The following is a 21,434-nucleotide window of genomic DNA, read 5'->3' as shown; positions in this document are numbered from 1 at the left end:
GCGGTCACTGTAGACCTGTGCTTGACGCTGAACTGTCAAGAATTTGACAATGCGGGGTGCTGGTAAACCCCTGTCCCCGGACGCTCTTGCCCTGATGCCTGCCTCTCCCAAGCCGCGACTTTCCGCCCCGCACCGTGCTGCGCTCGAAGGCAACCCGTGGTTCACCAGCATTCCGCGCGCGCAGCGCGAGGCCTTGCTGGGCGCGGCCGAACTCATCCACGTGCGGCGCGGCACGATGGTGTTTCGCCAGGGCGATCCGATCCATGCGGCGGGCGGCGGCTTCTACGGGCTGGTGGCCGGCAGCATCAAGATTTCGTCGCTGCGGCAGGACGGGCGCGAGGCCATCCTTGCGGTGCTGGAGCCGGGCAACTGGTTCGGTGAGATCACGCTGATCGACGGCTCGCCGCGCACGCACGACGCCACCGCGCTCGAAGCGCTCGACCTGCTCGTGGTGCCGCCAGAAGCCTTCGTGCAGCAGATGCGCGACGGCGTCTTCGCCAATGCCATCGCGGCCATGCTCGCGGCACGCGTGCGAATGCTTTATGGCCTGGCCGAAGACGCCACGTTGCGCAGCCTGCGCGCCCGCGTGGCGCACCGGCTGCTGGTGCTGGCGCGCGGCGATGCCACGCAGTCGGTGCATCTGCGGCGCAAGCTCATGCTGCCGCAGGAGGCGCTGGCCATGATGCTCGGCGTGACGCGGCAAACGTTGTCGAAAGAACTCAATGCGCTGGCGGGCGAGGGCGTGATTTCGCTGGGCTACGGGCGCATCGAGTTGCTGTCGCTGGATGCGCTGCAGCGGCTGGTCAGCACGGGGTGACTTTGTGTCACGGCGCCCGCAGCACGGAGGCGTATAAAGCGCCAGCCGGTTCGCCACCGTGGCGCAGCGGCTTTTTCATCCATCAGGGAAAGGTCAAATCATGAGCAACAAACCAACCATCGTTCTGGTCCATGGCTTCTGGGGTGGCGCGGCGCATTGGAACAAGGTCATTGCCGAGCTGCTGCACAAGGGTTACACGTCCATCCGCGCGGTCGAAATGCCGCTGACATCGCTGGCCGACGACGCCGAGCGCGTGCGCAAGATGGTGGCGCAGGAAAAGGGGCCGGTGCTGCTGGTCGGCCATTCGTACGGCGGCGCGGTGATCACGCAGGCAGGCGATCTGCCCAACGTGACCGGGCTGGTCTACATCGCGGCCTTCGCGCCCGACGCCGGCGAAAGCCCCGGTGGCATCACGCAGGCGCATCCGCCGGTGGCAGCCGCCAACCTCGCGCCCGACAGCGACGGCTACCTGTGGGTGCTGCCCGAGAAGTTCCATGAAAGCTTCTGCCAGGACCTGAGCCCCGAAGAAGGCCGCATCATGGGCGTGACGCAAAAGGCGCCACTGGCCAGCACCTTCGGCGACACCATCACGGCACCGGCATGGAAGAAGAAGCCCTCGTGGTATCAGATCTCCAGCAACGACCACATGATCGCGCCGGCCAACCAGGAGCACATGTCGGCCCGGCTCGGTGCGAAGAAGGTCATCACGCTGGCGGCCAGCCATGCATCGCTGGCGTCGCATCCGGCCGAAGTGGCCGCGCTGATCGACGAAGCAGCGAGCGCCTGAAGAGAAGCGCTATCTCAGCACTCGGCCGTCGGCCGAGATGCTGATCAGGTCGATGCTGCGCACGTTGTCGCGCAGCCCCGGCCGCAGGTTGATGCGGAAGCCGCCGACGTCGTAGTCGGTCATGCCGGTCATCACGCGTTGCAGGCTCGCGGTGTTGAAGCCGCGGCCCGCGCGGCGCACTGCTTCACCCGCGGCCTTCGCGGCGATGAAACCTTCGAGCCCTTCGTACGAAGCCGTCTGGTCGGAGTTGTCGACGGCGGCCAGGTATTCCTTGACGATGGGAATGGCTGAAGGCCGTGGCGAGGGCACCACCTGCGAGATCACGATGCCGCCGATGTCCTTGCCGAGCGTGGCGTAGAGCGGGTCGATGCCGACGATCGAGAAGGCCATGAAGTTGCCGCCATAGCCGCTCTTGCGCAGCTTGCGGATGGCGTTGGCGGTGGTGCCCGAGAGCGACACCAGCACGATGGCCTGCGGCGACTGTTGCTGCACCGCCTTCAACGCGGCGTCGAGCTTGTCGCCGTTGGCGGGCACCAGCGCGGTCGCGACCAGTGGCGTGAGCTTCAGTTCGGTGATGGCCTGCTGCACGGCCGCGAGGCCGGCACGGCCCATCGCGTCGTCGTCGCCCACCAGGGCCACGCGCGTCTGCCCCACGGTGGCGCACTGCCGCACGATCTTCAGGGCCTCGTCGATCATGCCGGGGCGCACATGAAACACATTGGGATGATCGGCGCCGCGCAAGTTGTCGGAGGCGGCGAAGGGCGCGAAGAGCAGGCTGCCCTGCTGCGTGGCAACGTTCGCGCCGGCCTCGCTGCTGGCCGTGCCGACGAAGCCGAAGAGCATGTCGGCCTTGTGGGTTGTGAGCAGGGTGCGTGCGTTGGCGGTGGCGCGGGCCGCGTCGTAGCCATCGTCGAGTTGCAGCAGCTTCAACTGCAGGCCGGTGGCGGCATTGCGTTCGTTGAAGCCGCTCACGGCGAGCCGGCTGCCGGCCGCGAATGCGCTGCCGATTTCACTCGCGCTGCCTGTCAGCGGCACCGACTGTCCGAGCAGCACGACGCGTGGTGTGCCGCTGGCTGCAGGAGCCGTCTTCGTGGACTGCGCCATCACGGGGCCGGCGATGCTGCCGATGCCACTTCCCAGCAGCGTCGCCGCGTATGCCTTCCCCAGCCATTCCCTGCGAGATGTGTGCATGCGACACCTTTTTTAACAGTAGTAAAAAAGTGTAGCAATATCGGGGCCAAGGGGGAAGTCGGGTGCAGGGACGGAATTCCCTGATGAACTTGGCTTGTTCCCGGCGCGCCCGGAGGCCGGGCCGAGGGCTGGGTCAGGCGGCGCTGCTGCGCTCGAACACCAGGTCCCACACGCCGTGGCCCAGCTTGATGCCACGGTTCTCGAACTTGGTCAGCGGGCGGTATTCGGGCTTGGGCGCATAGGCCTCGGCGGTGTTGCGCAGCAGCGGTTCGGCGGCCAGCACTTCGAGCATCTGCTCGGCATAGGGCTGCCAGTCGGTGGCGCAATGGATGTAGCCGCCGGGGCGCAGATGCTTGGCGAGCTTGGTCACGAACTCGGGCTGGATCAGCCGGCGCTTGTTGTGGCGCTTCTTGTGCCAGGGATCGGGAAAGAACACATGCACGCCGGCCAGCGTGCCGGGCTGCAGCATGTGGTCGAGCACATCGACGGCATCGTGCGCGCAGATGCGGATGTTGGTGATCGACTGTTCGCCGATGCGCTTGAGCAGTGCGCCCACGCCGGGTTCGTGCACTTCGCAGCAGAGGAAGTTGGTCTCGGGCAGCACGGTCGCGATGTGCGCGGTGGCCTCGCCCATGCCGAAGCCGATCTCCAGCACGGTCGGTGCTTCGCGGCCGCCGAAGGCGGCGCTCAGGTCGAGCGGCTCGGGCTTGTAGGGCACCAGGAACAGCGGGCCCAGTTCGGAGAAAGCGCGTGCCTGGCCATCGGTGGTGCGGCCGGCGCGCTTCACGAAGCTCTTGAGTCGGCGGTGCAGCGGATGCGGCTTGGCGGCTTCGTCGCCGTTGTCGCCATCGGCGGATGCGGGCGCGTCGTCGCTGCGCGGGAGGTCGTTGGGCACGGTGTCGGGGAAGTTCATGTGGGCCGCGAATTGTAGAGAGCGCGCCATTCGGGCACCCAGCCGGCCAGCGCGGCCGTGCACGCGCTGGCTGTTGCAGGGCCCAGGCCGAGCACGCGCGCGGCGGTGTCGAGCGCTGCCAGGGCGGCTTCTGGCGTGCCGGTGTCGATGGCGGTGGCGCCGTTCTGCTTGGAGAGCTTGTCTCCATCCGCACCCCGCACCAGCGGCGTGTGCAGGTAGCTGGGCGTCGGCAGGCCGAGCGCGCGCTGCAGCAATATCTGGCGCGCAGTGTTGTCGGTGAGGTCTTCGCCGCGCACCACGTCGGTCACGCCCTGTTCGGCGTCGTCGACCACCACCGCGAGCTGGTAGGCCCAGGGGCCATCGGCACGGCGCAGCACGAAGTCGCCGACCTCGTGGCTGACGTTCTGGCGCTGGCGGCCCAGGCGGCGATCGGTCCAGCAGAGGTCGCTGCCTGTTTCTTCGGAATCGCTGGTTTCCTCCCAGGGCACGCCGGGCGTGGGTGGCCGGTCGGCCTCGAACTTCTCGGTGGCGAAGCGCCAGGCCCATGCGTGCTTGCCGTGCAGGCCGTCGCGGCAGGTGCCGGGGTAGACCCGCTCGCCGTGGCGTTCATGGCGCTGGCCCAGGCGTGCGAGGGCCTCGTTGATGTCCTTGCGCGAACAGCCGCAGGGGTAGGCAAGGCCACGCGCCTGCAGCGTTGCCAGCGCGGCTTCGTAGCGGGCCGTGCGCCGGGTTTGCCACACAGGCGCTTCGTCGGGCAGCAGGCTGCAGTCGGCCAACTGCTGCAGGATGTGCTCGCCCATGCCGGGCAGGCAGCGTTCGGTGTCGGCGTCCTCGATGCGGATCAGCCAGCGCGCCTGTGGGCCTCGGGAGCGCACGTCGAGCCAGCTTGCCAGCGCGGCCACCAGCGAGCCCGCATGCAGCGGCCCGGTGGGCGAGGGCGCGAAGCGGCCGGTCTCACCCATCCCCGGATCAGATCACTGCAAGCGCGAGCGAGAGGCCCGAGAGGAACGCGTCTTCCACGCGATGGCCGGTGCACCAGTCGCCCGCCACGCCGATGCGGGCCTTGGCGTCCCACAGGTGGCTCTGGCCGACCGGCACCTGCGTCTGGGCTTCGCTCCAGCACAGCGCCTGGGCGTGCGCGGGCGTGGCATGGATGCCGGTGATCTCGGCGAAGGCGCGCAGAAGCTTGGCCTCGATGCGCGAGGGCGTGTCGCGCAGATGCTCTTGCGACCAGGCGGCGCTGGCCTGCAGCGTCCAGCGTTCGATGGGTTCGCGGCCGGGCTTGGACGATTCGCGTGCCAGCCATGCCACGCGATGGTGGGTGCTGCGCGCCGCGTTCCATTGCGGGCCGAGGTGCGACATGGTGGGCTGGTTGGCCTGCGGGAAGGCGATCATCAGCGTCCAGCAGGGCGCGATGCGTACCGATTCGATCTTGCGGCTGAGCGTGGCCGAGAGCTTGCCGTCGCCCAGCAGGGCGCGCGTGCGCGAAGGCGGCACGGCGAGCAGCACGGCGTCGAAGCCCGAGTACACGTGTTGCGAGTCATCGGCACCCGCAGTGCGCAACTGCCAGCGCTTGGGGTCGAGCGCATCGGGCTCGATCTGCGTGACTTGTGTGCCGGTGATGAGGCTGTCGCCCAGCGGCGCGGCCCAACGGGCGACCAGTGCATCCATGCCGGGCTGCGCCACCCAGTGCGCTTCGAGCGAGGGCAGTGCTGCTTCGGCCACGCGGCCGTGGGCATCGAGCACGCGCACGAGGTTGGCGCTCCAGCGCCTGCATTGGCCGGGCGTGGTTTCCAGGGCCAGCGCAAAGCGTGGATCGCGCACGGTGAAGTACTGCGCGCCGCTGTCGAAGCGGCCGAAGGTGGTGTCGACACTCGCCATGCGGCCACCGGGCGCATCGTCGCGCTCGAACAGCGTGACCGTGTGGCCCGCCTGTCGCAGCGTGCGCGCGCAGGCCACCCCGGCAATGCCGGCGCCGACGACGGCGTAGTGGCGTGGGGCCGCGGGAGTTCGGTGGCGGTCGGCTGGCTTTGCAGTTGCGCGATGGGGCATGGCGGACTCTTTTCTTCTGGATGGAATGCGGGATGGATGTGTGTGCACTCTACATCGGTCTGTGCGGGCTGCCGCCTGAGGGCTCACCCTTAGCTGATGCGCCTAGCGGCCACGATGCCTCTCGAGCAACGCGCGCCGCGTGGCCTCGTGCTCGAACTGCGCGAGCCACCATTCGAGCGCGCGCCCCGGCTTGCCCGCGCTGCGCACGCGCCAGGCGCAATGCATGGTGCCCAGCGGTGGCTGGCGCTCGGTCTTGAGTTCGACCAGGTGCCCGGCCTCGATGTAGGGCCGCGCCATCGGCTCGGGCAGGAAGCCGCCGCCCAGTCCGTGCAGTTGCGCCGCGATCTTGGCCTGCATGCTCGGCACGGTGAGCACGTCCTGCCCGCCCACGAGGTTGACCGTCATGCCATGTCCGCTGCGCGCCGAATCGGCCGCGGCCACGGCACGGTACTGGCGCATCACCGCATCGCTCAGCGGCTGCGGCAAGCGCGCCAGCGGATGGTGCGGCGCCACCGCGTAGACGAAACGCAGCTCGCCGATCTGCAGGCTGCGAATGCCCGTGGCGGTGAGCGCGAGGCTCGCCGCATCGAGCACCGCACCGATCGCCAGGTCGGCCTCGCCGCTGGTCAGTGCCTCGATGGTGCCGAGCAAGGTTTCGTCGCGCAGCTTCAGACGCGTGGGCGGCTCGAGCGCAAAGAACGCGGTGCACAGGTCGAGCAGCGGATCGCGCGCGATCACGCTGTCGACCGCGATGGTCAGCATCGGCTCCCAGCCGGTGGCCACGCGCTTGACGCGGTTGGCCACGGCGTCGATCTCGTTCAGCAGCCGGGCTGCTTCGCGCAGCAGCTCGGCGCCGGCCTCGGTGAGGCGGGCCTGACGGGCGCTGCGGTCGAACAGCAGCACGTCCAGCGCGTCCTCGATCTGGCGCACCCGGTAGCTCAGCGCGCTGGGCACCAGGTTCAGGGCGCGGGCGGCGCCGGCAAAGCTGCCGGTGCTGGCCACGGTCTGCAGCATGGCGAGGGCGTCGGGGGTCAGCACGTCTCTGGGGCTGGGCATGGCGGCTCCATTGATCAAATTATTTGAATGGTGCCATCAAACCGCGGCGTCTTTCCGAAGGGGCCCCAGACCTAAAGTTCTTCACATCCGCTGCGCATCCGGCGCGGCATACGAAAAAGGCCCAAGCATCCCCACAAGGACAGGGCCGAAGGAGTCTGAAGATGTTGCAAGTCCGTAAATCACAGGAACGCGGTTATGCCGACCATGGCTGGCTGCGCTCGTTCCACAGCTTCTCGTTCGCTGGCTACTACGACCCGGCCCACATGGGCTTCGGCAACCTGCGCGTGATCAACGAAGACCGCGTGGCCGCCGGTGCCGGTTTCGGCACCCATGGCCACAAGGACATGGAGATCATCAGCTACGTGCTGTCGGGCGAACTGGCGCACAAGGACAGCATGGGGAACATCGAGTCCATTCCGCCCGGCGACGTGCAGCGCATGAGCGCGGGGCGCGGCGTGATGCACAGCGAGTTCAACCACAAGGCCGACGAGACCACGCACTTCCTGCAGATCTGGATCGAGCCCAACGTGCGCGGCATTGCGCCGGGCTACGAGCAGAAGAAGTTCAGCGACGCCGAGAAGCGCGGCAAGCTGCGCCTGGTGGCCTCGCCCGATGGCCGCGACGGGTCGGTCACGGTGCATGCCGATGCGAGCCTGTATGCAGGCCTGCTCGACGGCGATGAAAAGGCCAGCCTTGCGCTGGACCCCAAGCGCAAGAGCTATGTGCACCTGGTGCGCGGCGAGCTTGAAGTCCCGCTGGCATCGGCAAGCTCATGGGCTTCGGCGGCACCGTCGGCTACATCACCTCGGCCGGCCTGCCGCTGCCCGAAGTGGCGGCCGCTGTTGCCATCGTCATCGAGCTGGGCCTGGGCATCGCGCTGCTGTTGGGCTTCAAGACCCGCTGGACCGCCATCGTGATGGCGATCTTCACCGTGGTCACCGCGCTGTTCTTCCACAAGTACTGGTCGGCGCCTGAAGCCATGAAAATGATGCAGCAGATCAACTTCAACAAGAACATCGCGATTGCCGGTGGCTTGCTTGCGCTCGCGGCTTTCGGCCCTGGTCGCTTCAGCATCGACAAGCGCTGATCCCTTCCATCCCTCAAGGAGCACATGAACATGGCTGACATCGTTGTCGTCTTCCATTCCGGCTACGGCCATACCCAGCGCGTGGCCCAGGCCGTGGCCGAGAGCGCGGGCGCGCAACTGCTCGCCATCGATGCCGACGGCAACCTGCCCGAAGGCGGCTGGGAAACGCTGGCCGCGGCCGACGCCATCATCTTCGGCTCGCCCACCTACATGGGCGGCGTGAGCTGGCAGTTCAAGAAATTCGCCGATGCGTCGTCGAAGGTCTGGTACACGCAGGGCTGGAAAGACAAGCTTTTTGCCGGCTTCACCAACAGCGCCACCATGAACGGCGACAAGGTCACGACCATGACCTACCTGTGGACGCTCGCGATGCAGCACAGCGGCATCTGGGTCAGCATGGGCATCCTGCCGACCAACAACAAGGCCGCCACGCGCGATTCGATGAACTACGTGGGCGGCTACGGCGGCCTGCTGACGCAATCGCCGTCCGATGCCAGCCCGGCCGAAATGCTCAAGGGCGACTTCGAGACTGCGCGTGCATTTGGCGAGCGCATTGCCCAGGTGGCAAGATCGCGCGCAGCAAAGTAACCAGCCGCCCACGGAGAACACGATGACCGACAACGCCACGCCCCAGACCCAACTGCTTCGACCGCACGACAAGGACCTGGGCGGTGGCTTCAACGTGCGGCGCCTGCTGCCGGCGGCGCAGCGCCGCTCGGTCGGGCCCTTCGTGTTCTTCGACCACTTCGGGCCGGCCACCGAGCAGCCGGGCAACGCACACGATGTGCGGCCGCATCCGCACATCGGCCTGTCTACGGTCACCTATCTTTTCAAGGGCGCGATGATGCATCGCGACAGCCTGGGCAGCGTGCAGGAGATCCTGCCCGGCGCCATCAACTGGATGACTGCGGGGCGCGGCATCGTGCACTCCGAGCGCAAGCCCGAGCGCCTGAAGGCCGACACCTACGTGAACCACGGCCTGCAGCTCTGGGCTGCATTGCCGCAGGCACACGAAGAGGTCGAGCCGAGCTTCGAGCACACGCCGTCCGAGGTCATTCCCGAACTCACGGCGCAGGGTGCGGCAGTGCGGGTGCTGGTGGGCGAGGCCTTCGGCGTGCGCTCGCCGGTCAGGACGCTGTCGCCAACGATCTATCTCGACATCGCACTGCCGGCCGGCGGCCGCTTCGAGCTGCCTGCACTGGCGCCGGAGCTGGCCGTGTACGCAGTCGATGCCGATGTGAGCGTCAATGGCGAGGCGGTGTCCGCGCACACCATGGCCGTGCTGCCCGACGGGCAGGGCGCAGTGCTGACGGCCGACACAGCCGTGCGCCTGATGGTGATTGGCGGCGAGCCGCTCGACGGCCCGCGCTACATCACCTGGAATTTCGTCTCCAGCCGGCGCGAGCGCATCCTCGAAGCCGGCGCCGACTGGGCCGCGCAGCGCATGGGCCACGTGCCCGGCGAGACCGAGTTCATTCCGCTGCCCGGCAAGCCCTTCGACGTGCGCGAGCCCGACACCGGCACCACGCCAGTCTGAAGCGCGCCGCGCTGCATCGGCGTGACGCGAGTTGCGCGAGCAGTTCGGGCGACGCCGGAGATGTATGCCCGCCAGGCGTTTGCTCGGTGGGCATTTTTCATTGTTGTGCCCGCAAATTACTTCGCACTCTCGAAGGTTTTGTCCGCCGCCTGACGACGGGTGACCATTGTTTGCAATGGTGCGGGGCTTGCACATCTCAGACTGCCGCACCGATCACTCGTCCAGGTTCTGTGTGTGTCTTCCGCCTCCACCACCTCTCGAACTATTTCTGTCGATAGCGGCGCCATGTTCTCTTTGCTGGGCGGGCCAGCGCTGGGAAAACTCTTCGAATACACCTTCCGGCTGCAGACCGGGCGTGCATGCAAGCAACTAGGAGCGGTCCATGTGCCACATGGACTTCCAAGTCCACCCGAGTGAACCAGGCGCCGTGGGTCCGAGGCTGCAGTCGTTACTGGTTCCCGCACCAACTGCGGCGGCATTCCCATTCCGCGCACTCAAAGCTCGCGCGATCTGACAACGGCTTGGACATCTATCACGTCTTCTCGGGATCGGTGATCCAGACTTACGTGATCCGACTTTTTTAAAACAGAAGTAATGAGTATGGGAAAACTGATTTCAGCGACTTATCACCCGAATATCGAGATCGCCGAGTTTATTTGTGAGGACGGAAGGCATTTGCTCAGACACGGTGGAACTTTGCCCTGGCGAATCAACAACCCAGGAGACCTGACTGCTCGGGTTGTAGATGGAATACCGGCTCCGAAAAAAGCCCAGGGATACGTTGGCTTCGCTACAACCAGATCTGGAAGAACATTTCTTATATTTCCGGACGAAGAGGCCGGGCGCGCGGAGTTGAAGGCGAATTTGCAGAGAATGCACGGGAGTCGGACCATTTCGGAGGCCATTCCTGTCTACGCGCCAAATAAAGAAAACAACACTCAAAAATACATAGACGACCTGTTGAAAGACAGTGGTATCCCGGAAGATAGAAAAATTGGAGATTGCAGCGATACCGAGTTGGAAAAAATAATGAACAGCATCTCGGAAATCGAAGGCTACCATGCAAAACCGGAGACTCGAAAGGAAACCTGGGTTGTTGTGAGCAGGATCAATGCAACAAATGGCATTCAACCCTTGCCGGATACGGAAATAATCCTGCAGACAGGAAAAGGAGAGGAGAAGGCAAAATCCGATGCAACAGGCCATTTTCCAGTGGTAATTCATCCCTCAGATAAAACCGCAGTGCATGTCAAAGTGATCGATCCGCAAACCAAGAAAGCCGTGATGGTCGGAACGATTCAAGGCGAGACTGGAAGAGATTTCAATCTAGTGTCGAAATTCAGAAAATGGAAGGGAGTGGCAGGGTCGGAAAAGATAAATAGTTCAGCGACAGGAGCTGGAAAATCGATGCGCTATGTGGTGCAGTCCGGAGATAGTTTGGGGAAGATTGCAAAGTTGTATCGAACCAGTGCAAGCCAGATCAAAAATGAAAATAATCGAAGCGGGGACAAGATTTTCCCTGGCGAGGTATTGTTGATCCATGCAGGAAGGGCGGAGAAATCAGCTGGCGCGCAGCCTTCGAAGTCCAGTCCTACAGATGCAGCCCAAGCTCCGAGGAAGGCTGCGCATCCGGTGGCTCCACTGACGCCACCCATTCCTTCCAGCACGGAGTCATCGGACTTTGCGCGCTCGAAAGAGGGGACGGGCAAAGTTCTGGCTCTTATAAATCCGATACCGGGCCGGGCCCCTTGGATGCCTATTGCCATCGCGGAAGCCAAACTGAGGCGTGGAAAAATTGAGAGCCTCATAGAAAAGGAGGTCAACTATCACACGGAAATCAGGGACGGCTCGGTATCGATGTCTGATCGCGCCTGGTGTGCTGCTTTTGTGAATTGGTGCTTGTCGAAGGCGAACTATCCAATTGAAAATATGAGCCATGCAGATCGCAAAGCCACAATGGGACGTGCGCATGGGTTTTATGAAGTCAATGAGAGATTGAAAATTAGGAATCCTTTGTTTGCCGAGCTGGAGCGTCCGATATACGGGGCCATCGCGATGGTCGAGAATAGCAGGACCGGGCATGGAAGCCATGTGGGCTTCGTCTATGCGAAAAGCGGATCCAAGTACCTGATATTACTGGGAGGGAATCAAGGAGATCAGATAAATTTCTCTAAATTCAGAACCGAGCCAATAGAGCCGCGCGAGGAAAAAAGAAAGGATGGGAAAATCATAAAGGTACAAGGCCGGCCAAATCGCCTGAAATTTTTTATTCCGACCGCCTACTACGAGCAAGCAAAGAAAGATCTTTCCAATCCGGGAATCGAAGAGGCCGATGCCGCCGAGATAAATGAGGAAATGGGAATCGAGGGCGTAAAGGTTGATAAAAATAATTCTCCAAGGACCACGTAGCATGAAAAATTGTCAAGGTCTTCTTGGGAAGTCGATGTACCCCGGCATGGGGATTGTTGGCGTGCTTTTATTGTTTTTTACATCCCCCTTGGCTATGGCTGGAGCAGCCAATGGCCCCTATGTTGTCTGGGTGAATCTTGATAAATCTCCTGACAAGGAGAGGGTCGATAAAATAATCAACAGCTTCGCCAATAAAAAATCGACCGATTGCGATGGGCAATGGCTGAGAGATCCCTTGCTGTATATGAAAAGACGACCTGAGCTTATTACTGATGATTTGGTTGACGATGTTTTTTTGAAGAGAAATTCAAATAGAAGACGGGATTTGAATTCGGCGCTGAAAAAGTATAAAGACGATAGTCGAATGAATTCCCCCGGACTGGATGGAGTCATCGTTTATGCAAATCAGGGGAATTTCCGAATGATGAGCTTGACGACCGGGAAGGGGAAAATCGAAACGGTGACCTTGGCGTCGGATCACTCCCTGCCGGAGGCGGCAGATATCGAAGCTGCGTTTTGTGCGCTCTTGCCTTCGATCACACGACGCCCATGAATCGCCAGCCAACCTCGCCTTGGACGCAGTGCGACTGCACCCCTTGAGGCAACGCCGGCCCCAATGAAAAATGCCCCGCTCGTGCGGGGCATTTCAGTTCGAATTGCTTTCTATTGGATCAAGCAGCCTTACTTGCCGCCGCCCATCGAAGCAGCAGCTTCCGCAGGCGGTGCACCCTCAGGCGGCTTCGGCAGATCCACCACCGTCTTGCGCCCGCCACGGGCACGCCAGGCCGAGTAACCCACGCCAGCCAGCAGCAGTGCGCACAGGCCGATGAAGGTGCCGCTGATCGGACGCGTCACGAACACCGTCATGTCACCGCGCGAGAGCAGCAGCGCACGGCGGAAGTTCTCTTCGACCATCGGCCCGAGCACGAAGCCCAGCAGGATCGGAGCGACCGAGAACTCCAGCGACATCAGCAGCGCGCCGACGATGCCGAACACCAGCACTTCCCAGATCTGGAACAGGCTGTTCTGCGTGCTGTACACGCCGGTCGCAATGAAGAACATCGCGGCCGGGAACAGGTACTTGTAGGGCACCTTCAGCAGCTTCACCCACACGCCGATCAGCGGCACGTTCAGCACCACCAGGATCACGTTGCCGATCCAGAAGGAGGCGATCAGGCCCCAGAAGATGTCCGGATGCTCGGTGATGAGCTGCGGGCCGGGCTGGATGCCCTGAATCAGCAGCGCACCGAGGATCAGCGCCATCACCGCGTCGCCCGGAATGCCCAGGCTCATCGTCGGGATGAAGTCGACCTGCGTCTTCGAGTGGGCCGAGGCCTCGGGGCCTGCCACGCCTTCGATCATGCCGGTGCCGAACTTGTTCGGCGTCTTTGACACCTTGCGCTCCAGCGCATAGGCGATGAAGGTGGTGATGGTCGGGCCCGTGCCTGGCATCGCGCCGAACACCGTGCCCACGATGGTGCCGCGGATCATGGCGGGGAAGGCGCGCTTGAGCTCTTCCTTGCTGGGGCGCATGTCGCTGAGCTTGAGCGTGCCCGTGTCGCCGATGGTCTTCATGCGGTTCACGTTGAGCAGGAAGTCGGCCACGCCGAACAGGCCCATCGAGATCGCCACCAGTTCCAGGCCGTCGCTCAGTTCAGGCAGGCCGAACGCGAAGCGGAAGCTGCCGCTGTTCACGTCGGTGCCGACCACGCCGCACAGCAGGCCGAACAGCGTCATGGCCACGCCCTTGAGCGGCGAGCCGCGCGACATGGTGGAACCAGCGAGCAGGCCCAGCAGCATGATCGAGAAGATCTCGGTCGGGCCGAACTTGAACGCGATCTGCACCAGCAGCGGCGAGGCGAAGATCATCACGATGATGCCGACCGAGGCCGCGAAGAACGAGGCGATCATCGTGATCCCCAGCGCCACGCCCCCCTTGCCCTGCTTGGTCATCGGGTACCCGTCCAGACAGGTCACCGCATGCGGCGGGTGCGACGGCATGTTCATCAGGATGGCGCCGATGGCGCCGCCGTACTGCGAGCCGTAGAAGATACCGGCCAGCATCAGGATGGCGGGCACCGGATGCATCACGTAGGTGAGCGGCAGCAGGATCGAGATGGCCTGCAGTGCGCCCATGCCCGGCAGCACGCCGATCAGGTTGCCCACCAGCACGCCGAAGAAAGACCACATCAGGTTCGAGCCCTGGAAGGCCACGCCGAAGCCGAACCACAGGTCGTGTAGCGATTGACCGATCATGGTGTCAGCCTCCCCACTGGAACAGGGGGAGCTGCAACTTGAGCGCCCACCAGAAAACAACCACCGCGATGAACGACATCGCGAGCGAAAGGAGCAGCGCTTCGGTCAGCGTGTTGTCGCGGTCGCCGAGCGCCGAGATGAACACGATGGCGAAGGTCGCCGGCAGCAGGCCGCCGTACTCGCCGAACAGCAGGAACGCCAGAATGCCCAGGATGATGCAGACGCCGCCGCGGATGTCCGGCATGCCGCCCGGATGTCCGTGCGACACGGCCTCTTCATCGGACACGGGCTTGTCGCCGCGCGCGGACACCGCGATCAGCAGACCGGTGAGTGCAAGCAGCGCGCCCAGTGCGACCGGGAAGAAGCCCGGCCCCATGTGCGCCAGCTCGCCGACGCGATAGCCGATGCCGGCATACACCGCGGCCAGTCCGATGACGATCAGCAGTGCTCCGCCGTAGTAGTCTTTTTTGAATTTTGAAGCGGGCCGGGGCGCGTGCGAGGCCGGATCTTCACCGAGCTGGTGCTGCATAAGTCTCCTTCGATTTAGAAGGAGGGCAGTCTAGGAATCGAGGCTTTCAATCGCCTTTCGGGGAGGGCGCAAACGACCTGCGGACCCTCAAAATACGTGTAATCACGTACCGGCGTATCCGGTGAAACCCTTGCAAAAAGGGGCCTCAGAAGGCGCGCAGCGGCAGTCGCAGGATGGCGCGCAAGCCGCCGCCGTTGGCGCTTTCGGGCATGTCGGCACTTTCGAGTTCGATCTCGCCGCCGTTGCGTCGCGCATAGCTGCGCGCGATGGTCAGGCCCAGGCCTGCGCCTTGTGCCGCGCCGTTGCCGGTGGCGGGGTCGCGATGGAAACGCTCGAACACGCTGTCGCGCCGTTCGGGCGCGATGCCGGGGCCGCTGTCGCACACCTCGGCCAGCGCGTGCGAGGCTTCGCGCCGCACGGTCACCGTGATGTTGCCGCCGCGCGGCGTGTACTTGATGGCGTTGTGCACGAGGTTCGCAAGCACCTCGTGCAGCTCGGCGGCGTTGGCCGTCACGGGCAGCACCGGTGGGTCGTCGGCCTCGCCGGCTTCGTCGGTGCCGTCGTTGTCATCGCCAGCGCCGGCCATGCCTTCGGTGGCGATGTCGCCGCGCGCATCGACCCAGCCCAGGTCCTGGTCGTTCTCGCGCGCCAGCGGCAGGTATTGCAGCACCACGGCGCGCGCGATGGCATTGAGGTCGACGATGCCGGGCTCGGCCGAGGCGATGCCATCCTCGGTGGTGGCATGGGCCAGCGCCAGCAGTTGTTCGCTCAGGCGGCGCGTGCGCGCGAGCTGCGCGACGATGGCATGCAGCGACTCGCGCATGCGGGCCGGATCGGTCTCGCGCACCGCGTAGCCGGCCTGGATCGAGAGAATGCTCAGCGGCGTGCGCAACTGGTGCGAGGCATCCGCCAGAAATTGCGAATGCTCCGCCACCATGCGCCGGTGGCCTTCGATGTGATGGTTGACCGCCTCCACCAGCGGCACCACTTCCTGCGGCACGCCGCTGGCGTCGAGCGGCTTCAGATCGTCGCGCGAGCGCTCGCGCAGCGAGCGACGCAGCCGCTCCAGCGGGCGCAGCGTCCAGGCCACGCCCAGCCACACGAGCACGGCCATCACCAGCACCATGCGCGTGTCGCGCAGCAGCTCCTGGCGCAGCGTTTCCGACTGCGCCTGGGCGCGCGGGCCGGTGCCTTCGGCGGCCTGGATCAGCACGCTCCAGGCCATGCCGGGATGCACGTTGTCGTACACCGTCTGGCGCAGGGCGGCCACGCGCACCGGATGCTGCTCGTGCACCGCGTCGTAGAACACCGGCGTGCCGTCGGGCGGGCGCTCCGCCGGACGCGGCAGGCCGGGCACGCCCATGAGCGTGGTCTCGGGTGCGTTGACGTCGAGCGTCTCGCCCTTGGCGATTCGCTGCACGCCCACGTGCAGGTACTTGTAGCGCACGTGGGTCGACTCGAACATCGACTGGATCGAGAAGGGCTCCTGCACGCGCACGCTGCCGTCGCTGGCGACGACGATGCCGTTGGCCAGCGCCTGCACGGGCTCGAGCAGGCTCTGGTCGTAGGCCACCACCAGCGCGTCGGTGAGCGCGCGGTAGTCGTTCCAGCTGTCGAGCGCGAGCAGCGCGATGATGCCCGGCAACAGCAGCGCGAGCAGCCGCGCGCGGATGCCGAAGCGGCGCGGCTCAGTCGCCGGCGGGGGCGTCGTCGTCTGGGGCTGAGGAACCATCGGCAATGCTCTCGAGCATGTAGCCCAGGCCGCGCACGGTGACGATGCGCACGTCGCTGTCCGCGAGCTTGCGCCGCAGTCGGTGCAGCACCACTTCGATGGCGTCGGGGCCCGCGGTGCTGTCGTTGGTGAACACCTTGGCAAAGAGCTGCGACTTGCCGACCGGCGCGCCGCTGCGCATCAGCAGGGCCGTGAGCGCGGCCTGCTCGCGCGGCGTGAGCGACAGCAGCGTGCCGCGCAGCGAGAAGGCGTGGCTTTCGCTGTCGTACGAGAGCGAGGCGCACTGCAGCCGCGGATGCTGCTTGCCGCGGCTGCGCCGCACCAGGGCCGAGAGGCGCGCTTCGAGTTCGACCAGCTCGAAGGGCTTGGTGAGGAAGTCGTCGGCGCCCAGGTTCAGGCCGCGCACCCGGTCCTGCAGCGCGCCTTGCGCGGTGAGGATCAGCACCGGCGTGCGGTCGTCGGCATTGCGCATGTCGGCCAGCACGCTCAGGCCGTGCTTGTCGGGCAGGCGCAGGTCGAGCACGATGGCGTCGTACTCGGTGCCGGCCATGAAGGCTTCGGCGGTGCGCGCGTCGGGCGCGTGGTCGGCGACGAAGCCGCTCTGTGTCAACGCACGGATCAGCCACGAGGCCATGTCCAGTTCGTCTTCCACCAGGAGGATGCGCATGAGGGATCGCCGGTTATTTCTTCAGGCCACTGCCCAGGTCGATGTCTTCCGAGGCGCGCGCGCTCGCATCGGCGGCACGCGCACTCAGGTCGGGCGCCAGGGCGCGCCGGCCGTCGAACACGAAGCAGTCGCCGTGGTAGTGCGCGCCGCCGACCTGCTCGAAATATTTCAGGATGCCGCCTTCGAGCTGCAGCACATGCTCGACGCCTTCCTCGCGCATCAGGATGGCCGCCTTCTCGCAGCGGATGCCGCCGGTGCAGAAGCTCACCACGGTCTTGCCTGCGAGATCGGCGCGGTGCGCTTTCAGCGCGGGCGGGAATTCGGTGAACTTGGTGATGCGCCAGTCGATCGCGCCGTCGAAGGTGCCTTCGTCGACCTCGAAGTCGTTGCGTGTGTCGAGCAGCGCGATCTCGCGGCCTTCGTCGTCATGGCCCTGGTCGAGCCAGCGCTTGAGCGTGGGCGCGTCCACGCCCGGCGCCCGGCCGGCGGAGGGCTGGATGGCGGGGTGGTCCATGCGGATGATCTCGCGCTTGAGCTTGACCAGCATGCGCCGGAAGGGCTGCGAGGCAGACCAGCTTTCCTTCGTTTCGAGGTCGGCAAAGCGTGCATCGGCACGCAAACCGGCCACGAAGGCATGAACGGCGTCGGAGGCACCCGCCAGGAACAGGTTGATGCCCTCCGGTGCCAGCAGGATGGTGCCCATGAGGCCCAGGGCCTGCGCGCGGGCGCGCAGGTCTTCACGCAGCACGGGGCTGTCGTCTATGGCTACGAATTTGTAGGCCGCGATATTCAGAATCTCTTGCACGGGGCGCGATTGTAGGGATTGCCAACCCACATCGTGGGGTGGCGCTTTCTACAATGGCTGGATGTTTGTTCACCTGCGCCTGCACACCGAGTTTTCCGTCGTCGACGGCACCAACCGAATCGACGAAGTCATCAAGGCCGCCGCTGCCGACAAGCAGCCCGCACTGGCCATCACCGACCTGAACAACCTGTTCGGGGCGATCAAGTTCTACAAGCAGGGCCGGGGCAAGGGCGTCAAGCCCGTCATCGGCGCTGAAATCTTCATCGAGGGACTGGGCAAGGAGCCCGGCGTGCTCACCCGCATCGTGCTGCTGGTGCAGAACATGGAAGGCTATCTGCACCTGTCCGAGCTGCTGGCGCGGGCCTGGACGCAGAACGTGAGCCGTGGCCAGTCGCAGGCCGCCTGCAAGCTGGAATGGGTCGAGGAACTGCAGGGCGGGCTGATCGCGCTGTCGGGCGCGCAGGCCGGGCCGTTGGGCGCGCCGCTGCTGCAAGGCCAGGAAGAGCGCGCGGCCGAGCTGGCGCTGCAACTGGCGGGGCTGTTCCCGCACCGCTTCTACATCGAGCTGCAGCGCGCCGGCCGTCCCGAAGACGAGCCGCACGTCGTTGCCGCCGTCAAGCTGGCGGCGCGCCTGAACCTGCCGGTGGTGGCCACGCACCCGGTGCAGTTCGCCGAACGGCAGGACTACGAGGCGCACGAGGCGCGCGTCTGCATTTCCGAAGGCGAGATCCTGGGCAACCCGCGCCGGGTGCGCAAGTTCACCGAAGAACAGTATTTCAAGTCGTCCGCCGAGATGCAGGCGCTGTTTGCCGATGTGCCGAGCGCGCTGGCCAACACGGTCGAGATCGCCAAGCGCTGCAACCTGACGCTGGTGCTGGGCAAGCCGCAACTGCCGGACTTTCCGACGCCCTTCGTCAGCGAAGGCGTGCGCATGCCGATCGACGACTTCTTCCGCCAGGAGTCTTTCCTGGGCCTGGAAGCGCGCCTGAAGCACCTGTACCCCGACGAGGCCAAGCGCGAGGCTGAACGGGCGCGCTATGTGGAGCGGCTGGAGTTCGAGATCAACACGATCCTGAACATGGGGTTCCCCGGCTACTTCCTGATCGTGGGCGACTTCATCCAATGGGCCAAGGCCAACGGCTGCCCGGTGGGTCCGGGCCGGGGCTCGGGGGCCGGCTCGCTGGTGGCTTACGCGCTGAAGATCACCGACCTCGACCCGCTCGAATACAAGCTGCTGTTCGAACGTTTCCTGAACCCCGAACGCGTCTCGATGCCCGACTTCGACATCGACTTCTGCCAGGGCAACCGGGACCGCGTGATCGACTACGTGAAGGACAAGTACGGCCGCAATGCCGTCAGCCAGATCGCCACCTTCGGCACGATGGCCGCACGCGCTGCCATCCGCGACGTGGGCCGCGTGCTGGACATGAGCTACATGTTCTGCGACGGCATCAGCAAGCTGATTCCGAACAAGCCGGGCCAGCCGATCACGATCCAGTACCCGCCGAATCCGAAGGTGGAAGGCGACAAGAACAACTACGCCATCGAGATGGAGCCGCAACTGGCGGCACGCATCGAGAAGGAAGAAGAAGTGCGCATGCTGGTCGAGCTGGCGCAAAAGCTCGAAGGCATGACGCGCAACATCGGCATGCACGCCGGGGGCGTGCTCATTGCGCCGGGCAAGCTCACCGACTTCTGCCCGCTCTACCAGCAGCCGGGCAGCGACTCGGCCGTGAGCCAGTACGACAAGGACGACGTCGAAGCCATCGGCCTCGTGAAGTTCGACTTCTTGGGCCTGGCCACGCTCACCATTCTGGAGATCGCCAAAGAGTTCATCGTCAAGCGCCACAAGGGCCAGGAGAACTTTGCGTTCGAGGACATCAAGCTGACCGACGCGGCCACCTACCGGCTGTTCTCGGAAGGCAAGACCGAGGCGGTGTTCCAGTTTGAAAGTCGCGGCATGCAGGGCATGCTGAAGGACGCGCGGCCCACGCGGCTGGAAGACCTGATCGCGCTGAACGCGCTGTACCGTCCGGGCCCGATGGACCTGATTCCCAGCTTCGTGGCACGCAAGCACGGCCGCGAAGAGGTGGAGTACCCGCATCCGGCCGTGGCCGAGATGCTGTCCGAGACCTACGGGATCATGGTCTACCAGGAACAGGTGATGCAGACCGCGCAGATCCTGGGCGGCTACTCGCTCGGCGGCGCCGACTTGCTGCGCCGCGCGATGGGCAAGAAGAAGCTCGAGGAGATGGCCGAGCACCGCGAGAAATTCCGCGCGGGCGCGCTCTCGACACACGGCATTCCGCAGGACAAGGCCGACGAAATCTTCGACTTGATGGAGAAGTTCGCGGGCTACGGCTTCAACAAGTCGCACGCCGCTGCCTACTCGCTGCTGGCGTACCACACGGGCTGGCTCAAGGTTCACTACACGGCCGAGTTCTTCTGCGCCAACATGACCGTGGAAATGGACGACACGGACAAGCTGAAGCTGCTGTTCGAGGACGCCGAGAAGAATTTCGGCATCACCTTCGAGCCGCCGGACGTGAACCGTGGCAACTACCGCTTCGAGCCGGTCACCAACAAGGTGATCCGCTACGGCCTGGGTGCCGTCAAGGGCACGGGCCAGCTCGCGGTCGAGGCCGTGGTGCGGGCGCGGGAAGAGGGCGGGCCGTTCAAGAGCCTGTACGACTTCTGCGTGCGCATCGACCGCCAGCGCATCAACAAGCGCACGGTCGAAGCGCTCATCAAGGCTGGCGCATTCGATGCGATCCAGCAGAACCGTGCCTCGCTGAGCGCCTCGCTGGACCGCGCCTTCGAGTTCGCCAGCGCCACCGCTGCCAATGCGGCGCAGGTCGACATCTTCGGTGACGCCGAGCACGGCTCGGCCACGGCCGAGCCCGAACTGGTCGACGCCACGCCGTGGGGCGTGAAGGAGCGGCTGACGCTGGAGAAAACCGCCGTCGGCTTCTACCTGTCGGGCCATCTGTTCGACGAGGTCTCGCACGAAGTACGGCGTTTTTGCAAGCGCGAGATCGGCGACCTGCTCGACAGCCGCGACCAGCAGGTGATTGCCGGCATCGTGAGCGACTTCCGCGTGATCAACGGCCAGCGCGGGCGCCTTGCGATCTTCAAGCTCGACGACAAGTCCGACTCCATCGACGCCACGGCCGACGAAGCGCTGATCAATGCCAACCGCAACACGCTGAAGGACGACGAACTGGTCATCGTCAGCGGTCGCATCCAGCCCGCGCGCGGCGGCTTCGAGGCGCGCTTCCAGGTGCAGCAGGTGTGGGACCTGGCCACGGCGCGCTGCCGCTTCGGCAAGTTCCTGCGTGTGGCGGTCAACGGCAAGGCGCCCGACATTGCGCGGCTGGTGAAAGACTTTCCGCCGCGCACCGAGCAGACCGAAGTGGGCGATCTGGTGCAAGGCCTGCCGGTGCGCCTGTCGATGGCGCGCGGCGGCGCACAGGTCGAACTGCAATTGGGCGAGCGCGCCAAGTTCTTCCCGACCGACGCGGCGCTCGCAAGCTGGACCGCGCAGGCGGAAGCCGGCAAGGCCCTGGTGGTCTACGAATAACGCATCCATAAAAACG

Annotated in this window: 19 protein-coding genes; 9 read left to right on the top strand and 10 right to left on the bottom strand. The window is 64.9% G+C overall.

Features of this window, described 5'->3' with window-relative positions:
• Positions 1-94 precede the first annotated feature (94 nt).
• A complete protein-coding gene (locus H7F35_RS33730; protein WP_187110808.1) occupies positions 95-817 on the top strand; it encodes a Crp/Fnr family transcriptional regulator in 723 nt (240 codons plus the stop codon).
• Positions 818-917: 100 nt separating this feature from the next.
• The gene (locus H7F35_RS33725) at positions 918-1,604 is read left to right on the top strand and encodes an alpha/beta hydrolase (protein ID WP_187110807.1); all 687 of its coding nucleotides are present in this window, start codon (positions 918-920) and stop codon (positions 1,602-1,604) included.
• 9 nt (positions 1,605-1,613) lie between these two features.
• Here H7F35_RS33725 and H7F35_RS33720 read toward each other — a convergent pair whose 3' ends face one another.
• The 5 genes from H7F35_RS33720 to H7F35_RS33700 all read right to left on the bottom strand — a co-directional run bounded on the left by H7F35_RS33720 (position 1,614) and on the right by H7F35_RS33700 (position 6,816).
• Complete coding sequence (locus H7F35_RS33720; protein WP_187110806.1) at positions 1,614-2,795, bottom strand: ABC transporter substrate-binding protein; 1,182 nt, start codon at positions 2,793-2,795, stop codon at positions 1,614-1,616.
• 133 nt (positions 2,796-2,928) lie between these two features.
• Positions 2,929-3,708: a tRNA (guanosine(46)-N7)-methyltransferase TrmB gene (gene trmB, locus H7F35_RS33715; RefSeq protein WP_187110805.1), complete on the bottom strand. Its 780-nt coding sequence runs from the start codon at positions 3,706-3,708 to the stop codon at positions 2,929-2,931.
• The gene (gene gluQRS, locus H7F35_RS33710) at positions 3,705-4,670 is read right to left on the bottom strand and encodes a tRNA glutamyl-Q(34) synthetase GluQRS (RefSeq protein ID WP_187110804.1); all 966 of its coding nucleotides are present in this window, start codon (positions 4,668-4,670) and stop codon (positions 3,705-3,707) included. Before gluQRS ends, trmB begins: the two co-directional genes overlap by 4 nt.
• A gap of 7 nt (positions 4,671-4,677) precedes the next feature.
• Positions 4,678-5,760 carry an NAD(P)/FAD-dependent oxidoreductase gene (locus H7F35_RS33705; RefSeq protein ID WP_187110803.1) on the bottom strand — a complete coding sequence of 361 codons (1,083 nt, stop codon included), beginning with the start codon at positions 5,758-5,760 and terminating at the stop codon, positions 4,678-4,680.
• 102 nt (positions 5,761-5,862) lie between these two features.
• The gene (locus tag H7F35_RS33700) at positions 5,863-6,816 is read right to left on the bottom strand and encodes a LysR family transcriptional regulator (protein WP_187110802.1); all 954 of its coding nucleotides are present in this window, start codon (positions 6,814-6,816) and stop codon (positions 5,863-5,865) included.
• 161 nt (positions 6,817-6,977) lie between these two features.
• On the opposite strand from H7F35_RS33700, the gene H7F35_RS33695 reads away from it, so the two are divergent.
• The 6 genes from H7F35_RS33695 to H7F35_RS33670 all read left to right on the top strand — a co-directional run bounded on the left by H7F35_RS33695 (position 6,978) and on the right by H7F35_RS33670 (position 12,402).
• Entirely contained in the window at positions 6,978-7,733 is a 756-nt protein-coding gene (locus H7F35_RS33695; protein WP_261803462.1) for a pirin family protein, read from the top strand.
• A complete protein-coding gene (locus H7F35_RS33690; RefSeq protein ID WP_261803734.1) occupies positions 7,616-7,903 on the top strand; it encodes a DoxX family protein in 288 nt (95 codons plus the stop codon). Before H7F35_RS33695 ends, H7F35_RS33690 begins: the two co-directional genes overlap by 118 nt.
• A 30-nt stretch (positions 7,904-7,933) precedes the next feature.
• The gene (locus tag H7F35_RS33685; protein WP_187110801.1) at positions 7,934-8,491 is read left to right on the top strand and encodes a flavodoxin family protein; all 558 of its coding nucleotides are present in this window, start codon (positions 7,934-7,936) and stop codon (positions 8,489-8,491) included.
• A 22-nt stretch (positions 8,492-8,513) separates the two neighbouring features.
• Entirely contained in the window at positions 8,514-9,440 is a 927-nt protein-coding gene (locus H7F35_RS33680) for a pirin family protein (protein ID WP_187110800.1), read from the top strand.
• A 600-nt stretch (positions 9,441-10,040) separates the two neighbouring features.
• Entirely contained in the window at positions 10,041-11,849 is a 1,809-nt protein-coding gene (locus H7F35_RS33675; RefSeq protein ID WP_187110799.1) for a LysM peptidoglycan-binding domain-containing protein, read from the top strand.
• Between the two features lies 1 nt (position 11,850).
• A complete protein-coding gene (locus tag H7F35_RS33670; protein WP_187110798.1) occupies positions 11,851-12,402 on the top strand; it encodes a hypothetical protein in 552 nt (183 codons plus the stop codon).
• 128 nt (positions 12,403-12,530) lie between these two features.
• Here the strand turns inward: H7F35_RS33670 and H7F35_RS33665 are convergent, their stop codons facing one another.
• From H7F35_RS33665 to H7F35_RS33645, 5 genes are all read right to left on the bottom strand, one after another.
• The gene (locus tag H7F35_RS33665; RefSeq protein ID WP_187110797.1) at positions 12,531-14,105 is read right to left on the bottom strand and encodes a tripartite tricarboxylate transporter permease; all 1,575 of its coding nucleotides are present in this window, start codon (positions 14,103-14,105) and stop codon (positions 12,531-12,533) included.
• A gap of 4 nt (positions 14,106-14,109) precedes the next feature.
• The gene (locus tag H7F35_RS33660) at positions 14,110-14,634 is read right to left on the bottom strand and encodes a tripartite tricarboxylate transporter TctB family protein (protein WP_187110796.1); all 525 of its coding nucleotides are present in this window, start codon (positions 14,632-14,634) and stop codon (positions 14,110-14,112) included.
• 145 nt (positions 14,635-14,779) lie between these two features.
• Positions 14,780-16,366 carry a sensor histidine kinase gene (locus tag H7F35_RS33655; protein ID WP_187110795.1) on the bottom strand — a complete coding sequence of 529 codons (1,587 nt, stop codon included), beginning with the start codon at positions 16,364-16,366 and terminating at the stop codon, positions 14,780-14,782.
• Positions 16,323-17,033, bottom strand: a complete 711-nt coding sequence (locus H7F35_RS33650; protein ID WP_187110794.1) for a response regulator — start codon at positions 17,031-17,033, stop codon at positions 16,323-16,325. Before H7F35_RS33650 ends, H7F35_RS33655 begins: the two co-directional genes overlap by 44 nt.
• A gap of 13 nt (positions 17,034-17,046) precedes the next feature.
• Positions 17,047-17,838: a sulfurtransferase gene (locus H7F35_RS33645; RefSeq protein ID WP_187110793.1), complete on the bottom strand. Its 792-nt coding sequence runs from the start codon at positions 17,836-17,838 to the stop codon at positions 17,047-17,049.
• Between the two features lie 61 nt (positions 17,839-17,899).
• Between H7F35_RS33645 and dnaE the strand changes: the two genes are divergently transcribed.
• Positions 17,900-21,418 carry a DNA polymerase III subunit alpha gene (gene dnaE / locus H7F35_RS33640; RefSeq protein WP_187110792.1) on the top strand — a complete coding sequence of 1,173 codons (3,519 nt, stop codon included), beginning with the start codon at positions 17,900-17,902 and terminating at the stop codon, positions 21,416-21,418.
• Positions 21,419-21,434 lie beyond the last annotated feature (16 nt).

The organism is Variovorax sp. PAMC26660 (genome assembly GCF_014302995.1).
GTDB lineage: Bacteria > Pseudomonadota > Gammaproteobacteria > Burkholderiales > Burkholderiaceae_C > Variovorax.
This window is presented reverse-complemented; position numbering and strand designations above follow the sequence as displayed.

Coding starts and splice junctions, on each gene's coding strand:
- H7F35_RS33730 (WP_187110808.1), top strand. CDS start 95: ATGCCTGCCTCTCCCAAGCCGCGACTTTCCGCCCCGCACCGTGCTGCG.
- H7F35_RS33725 (WP_187110807.1), top strand. CDS start 918: ATGAGCAACAAACCAACCATCGTTCTGGTCCATGGCTTCTGGGGTGGC.
- H7F35_RS33720 (WP_187110806.1), bottom strand. CDS start 2,795: ATGCACACATCTCGCAGGGAATGGCTGGGGAAGGCATACGCGGCGACG.
- trmB (WP_187110805.1), bottom strand. CDS start 3,708: ATGAACTTCCCCGACACCGTGCCCAACGACCTCCCGCGCAGCGACGAC.
- gluQRS (WP_187110804.1), bottom strand. CDS start 4,670: ATGGGTGAGACCGGCCGCTTCGCGCCCTCGCCCACCGGGCCGCTGCAT.
- H7F35_RS33705 (WP_187110803.1), bottom strand. CDS start 5,760: ATGCCCCATCGCGCAACTGCAAAGCCAGCCGACCGCCACCGAACTCCC.
- H7F35_RS33700 (WP_187110802.1), bottom strand. CDS start 6,816: ATGCCCAGCCCCAGAGACGTGCTGACCCCCGACGCCCTCGCCATGCTG.
- H7F35_RS33695 (WP_261803462.1), top strand. CDS start 6,978: ATGTTGCAAGTCCGTAAATCACAGGAACGCGGTTATGCCGACCATGGC.
- H7F35_RS33685 (WP_187110801.1), top strand. CDS start 7,934: ATGGCTGACATCGTTGTCGTCTTCCATTCCGGCTACGGCCATACCCAG.
- H7F35_RS33680 (WP_187110800.1), top strand. CDS start 8,514: ATGACCGACAACGCCACGCCCCAGACCCAACTGCTTCGACCGCACGAC.
- H7F35_RS33675 (WP_187110799.1), top strand. CDS start 10,041: ATGGGAAAACTGATTTCAGCGACTTATCACCCGAATATCGAGATCGCC.
- H7F35_RS33670 (WP_187110798.1), top strand. CDS start 11,851: ATGAAAAATTGTCAAGGTCTTCTTGGGAAGTCGATGTACCCCGGCATG.
- H7F35_RS33665 (WP_187110797.1), bottom strand. CDS start 14,105: ATGATCGGTCAATCGCTACACGACCTGTGGTTCGGCTTCGGCGTGGCC.
- H7F35_RS33660 (WP_187110796.1), bottom strand. CDS start 14,634: ATGCAGCACCAGCTCGGTGAAGATCCGGCCTCGCACGCGCCCCGGCCC.
- H7F35_RS33655 (WP_187110795.1), bottom strand. CDS start 16,366: ATGGTTCCTCAGCCCCAGACGACGACGCCCCCGCCGGCGACTGAGCCG.
- H7F35_RS33650 (WP_187110794.1), bottom strand. CDS start 17,033: ATGCGCATCCTCCTGGTGGAAGACGAACTGGACATGGCCTCGTGGCTG.
- dnaE (WP_187110792.1), top strand. CDS start 17,900: ATGTTTGTTCACCTGCGCCTGCACACCGAGTTTTCCGTCGTCGACGGC.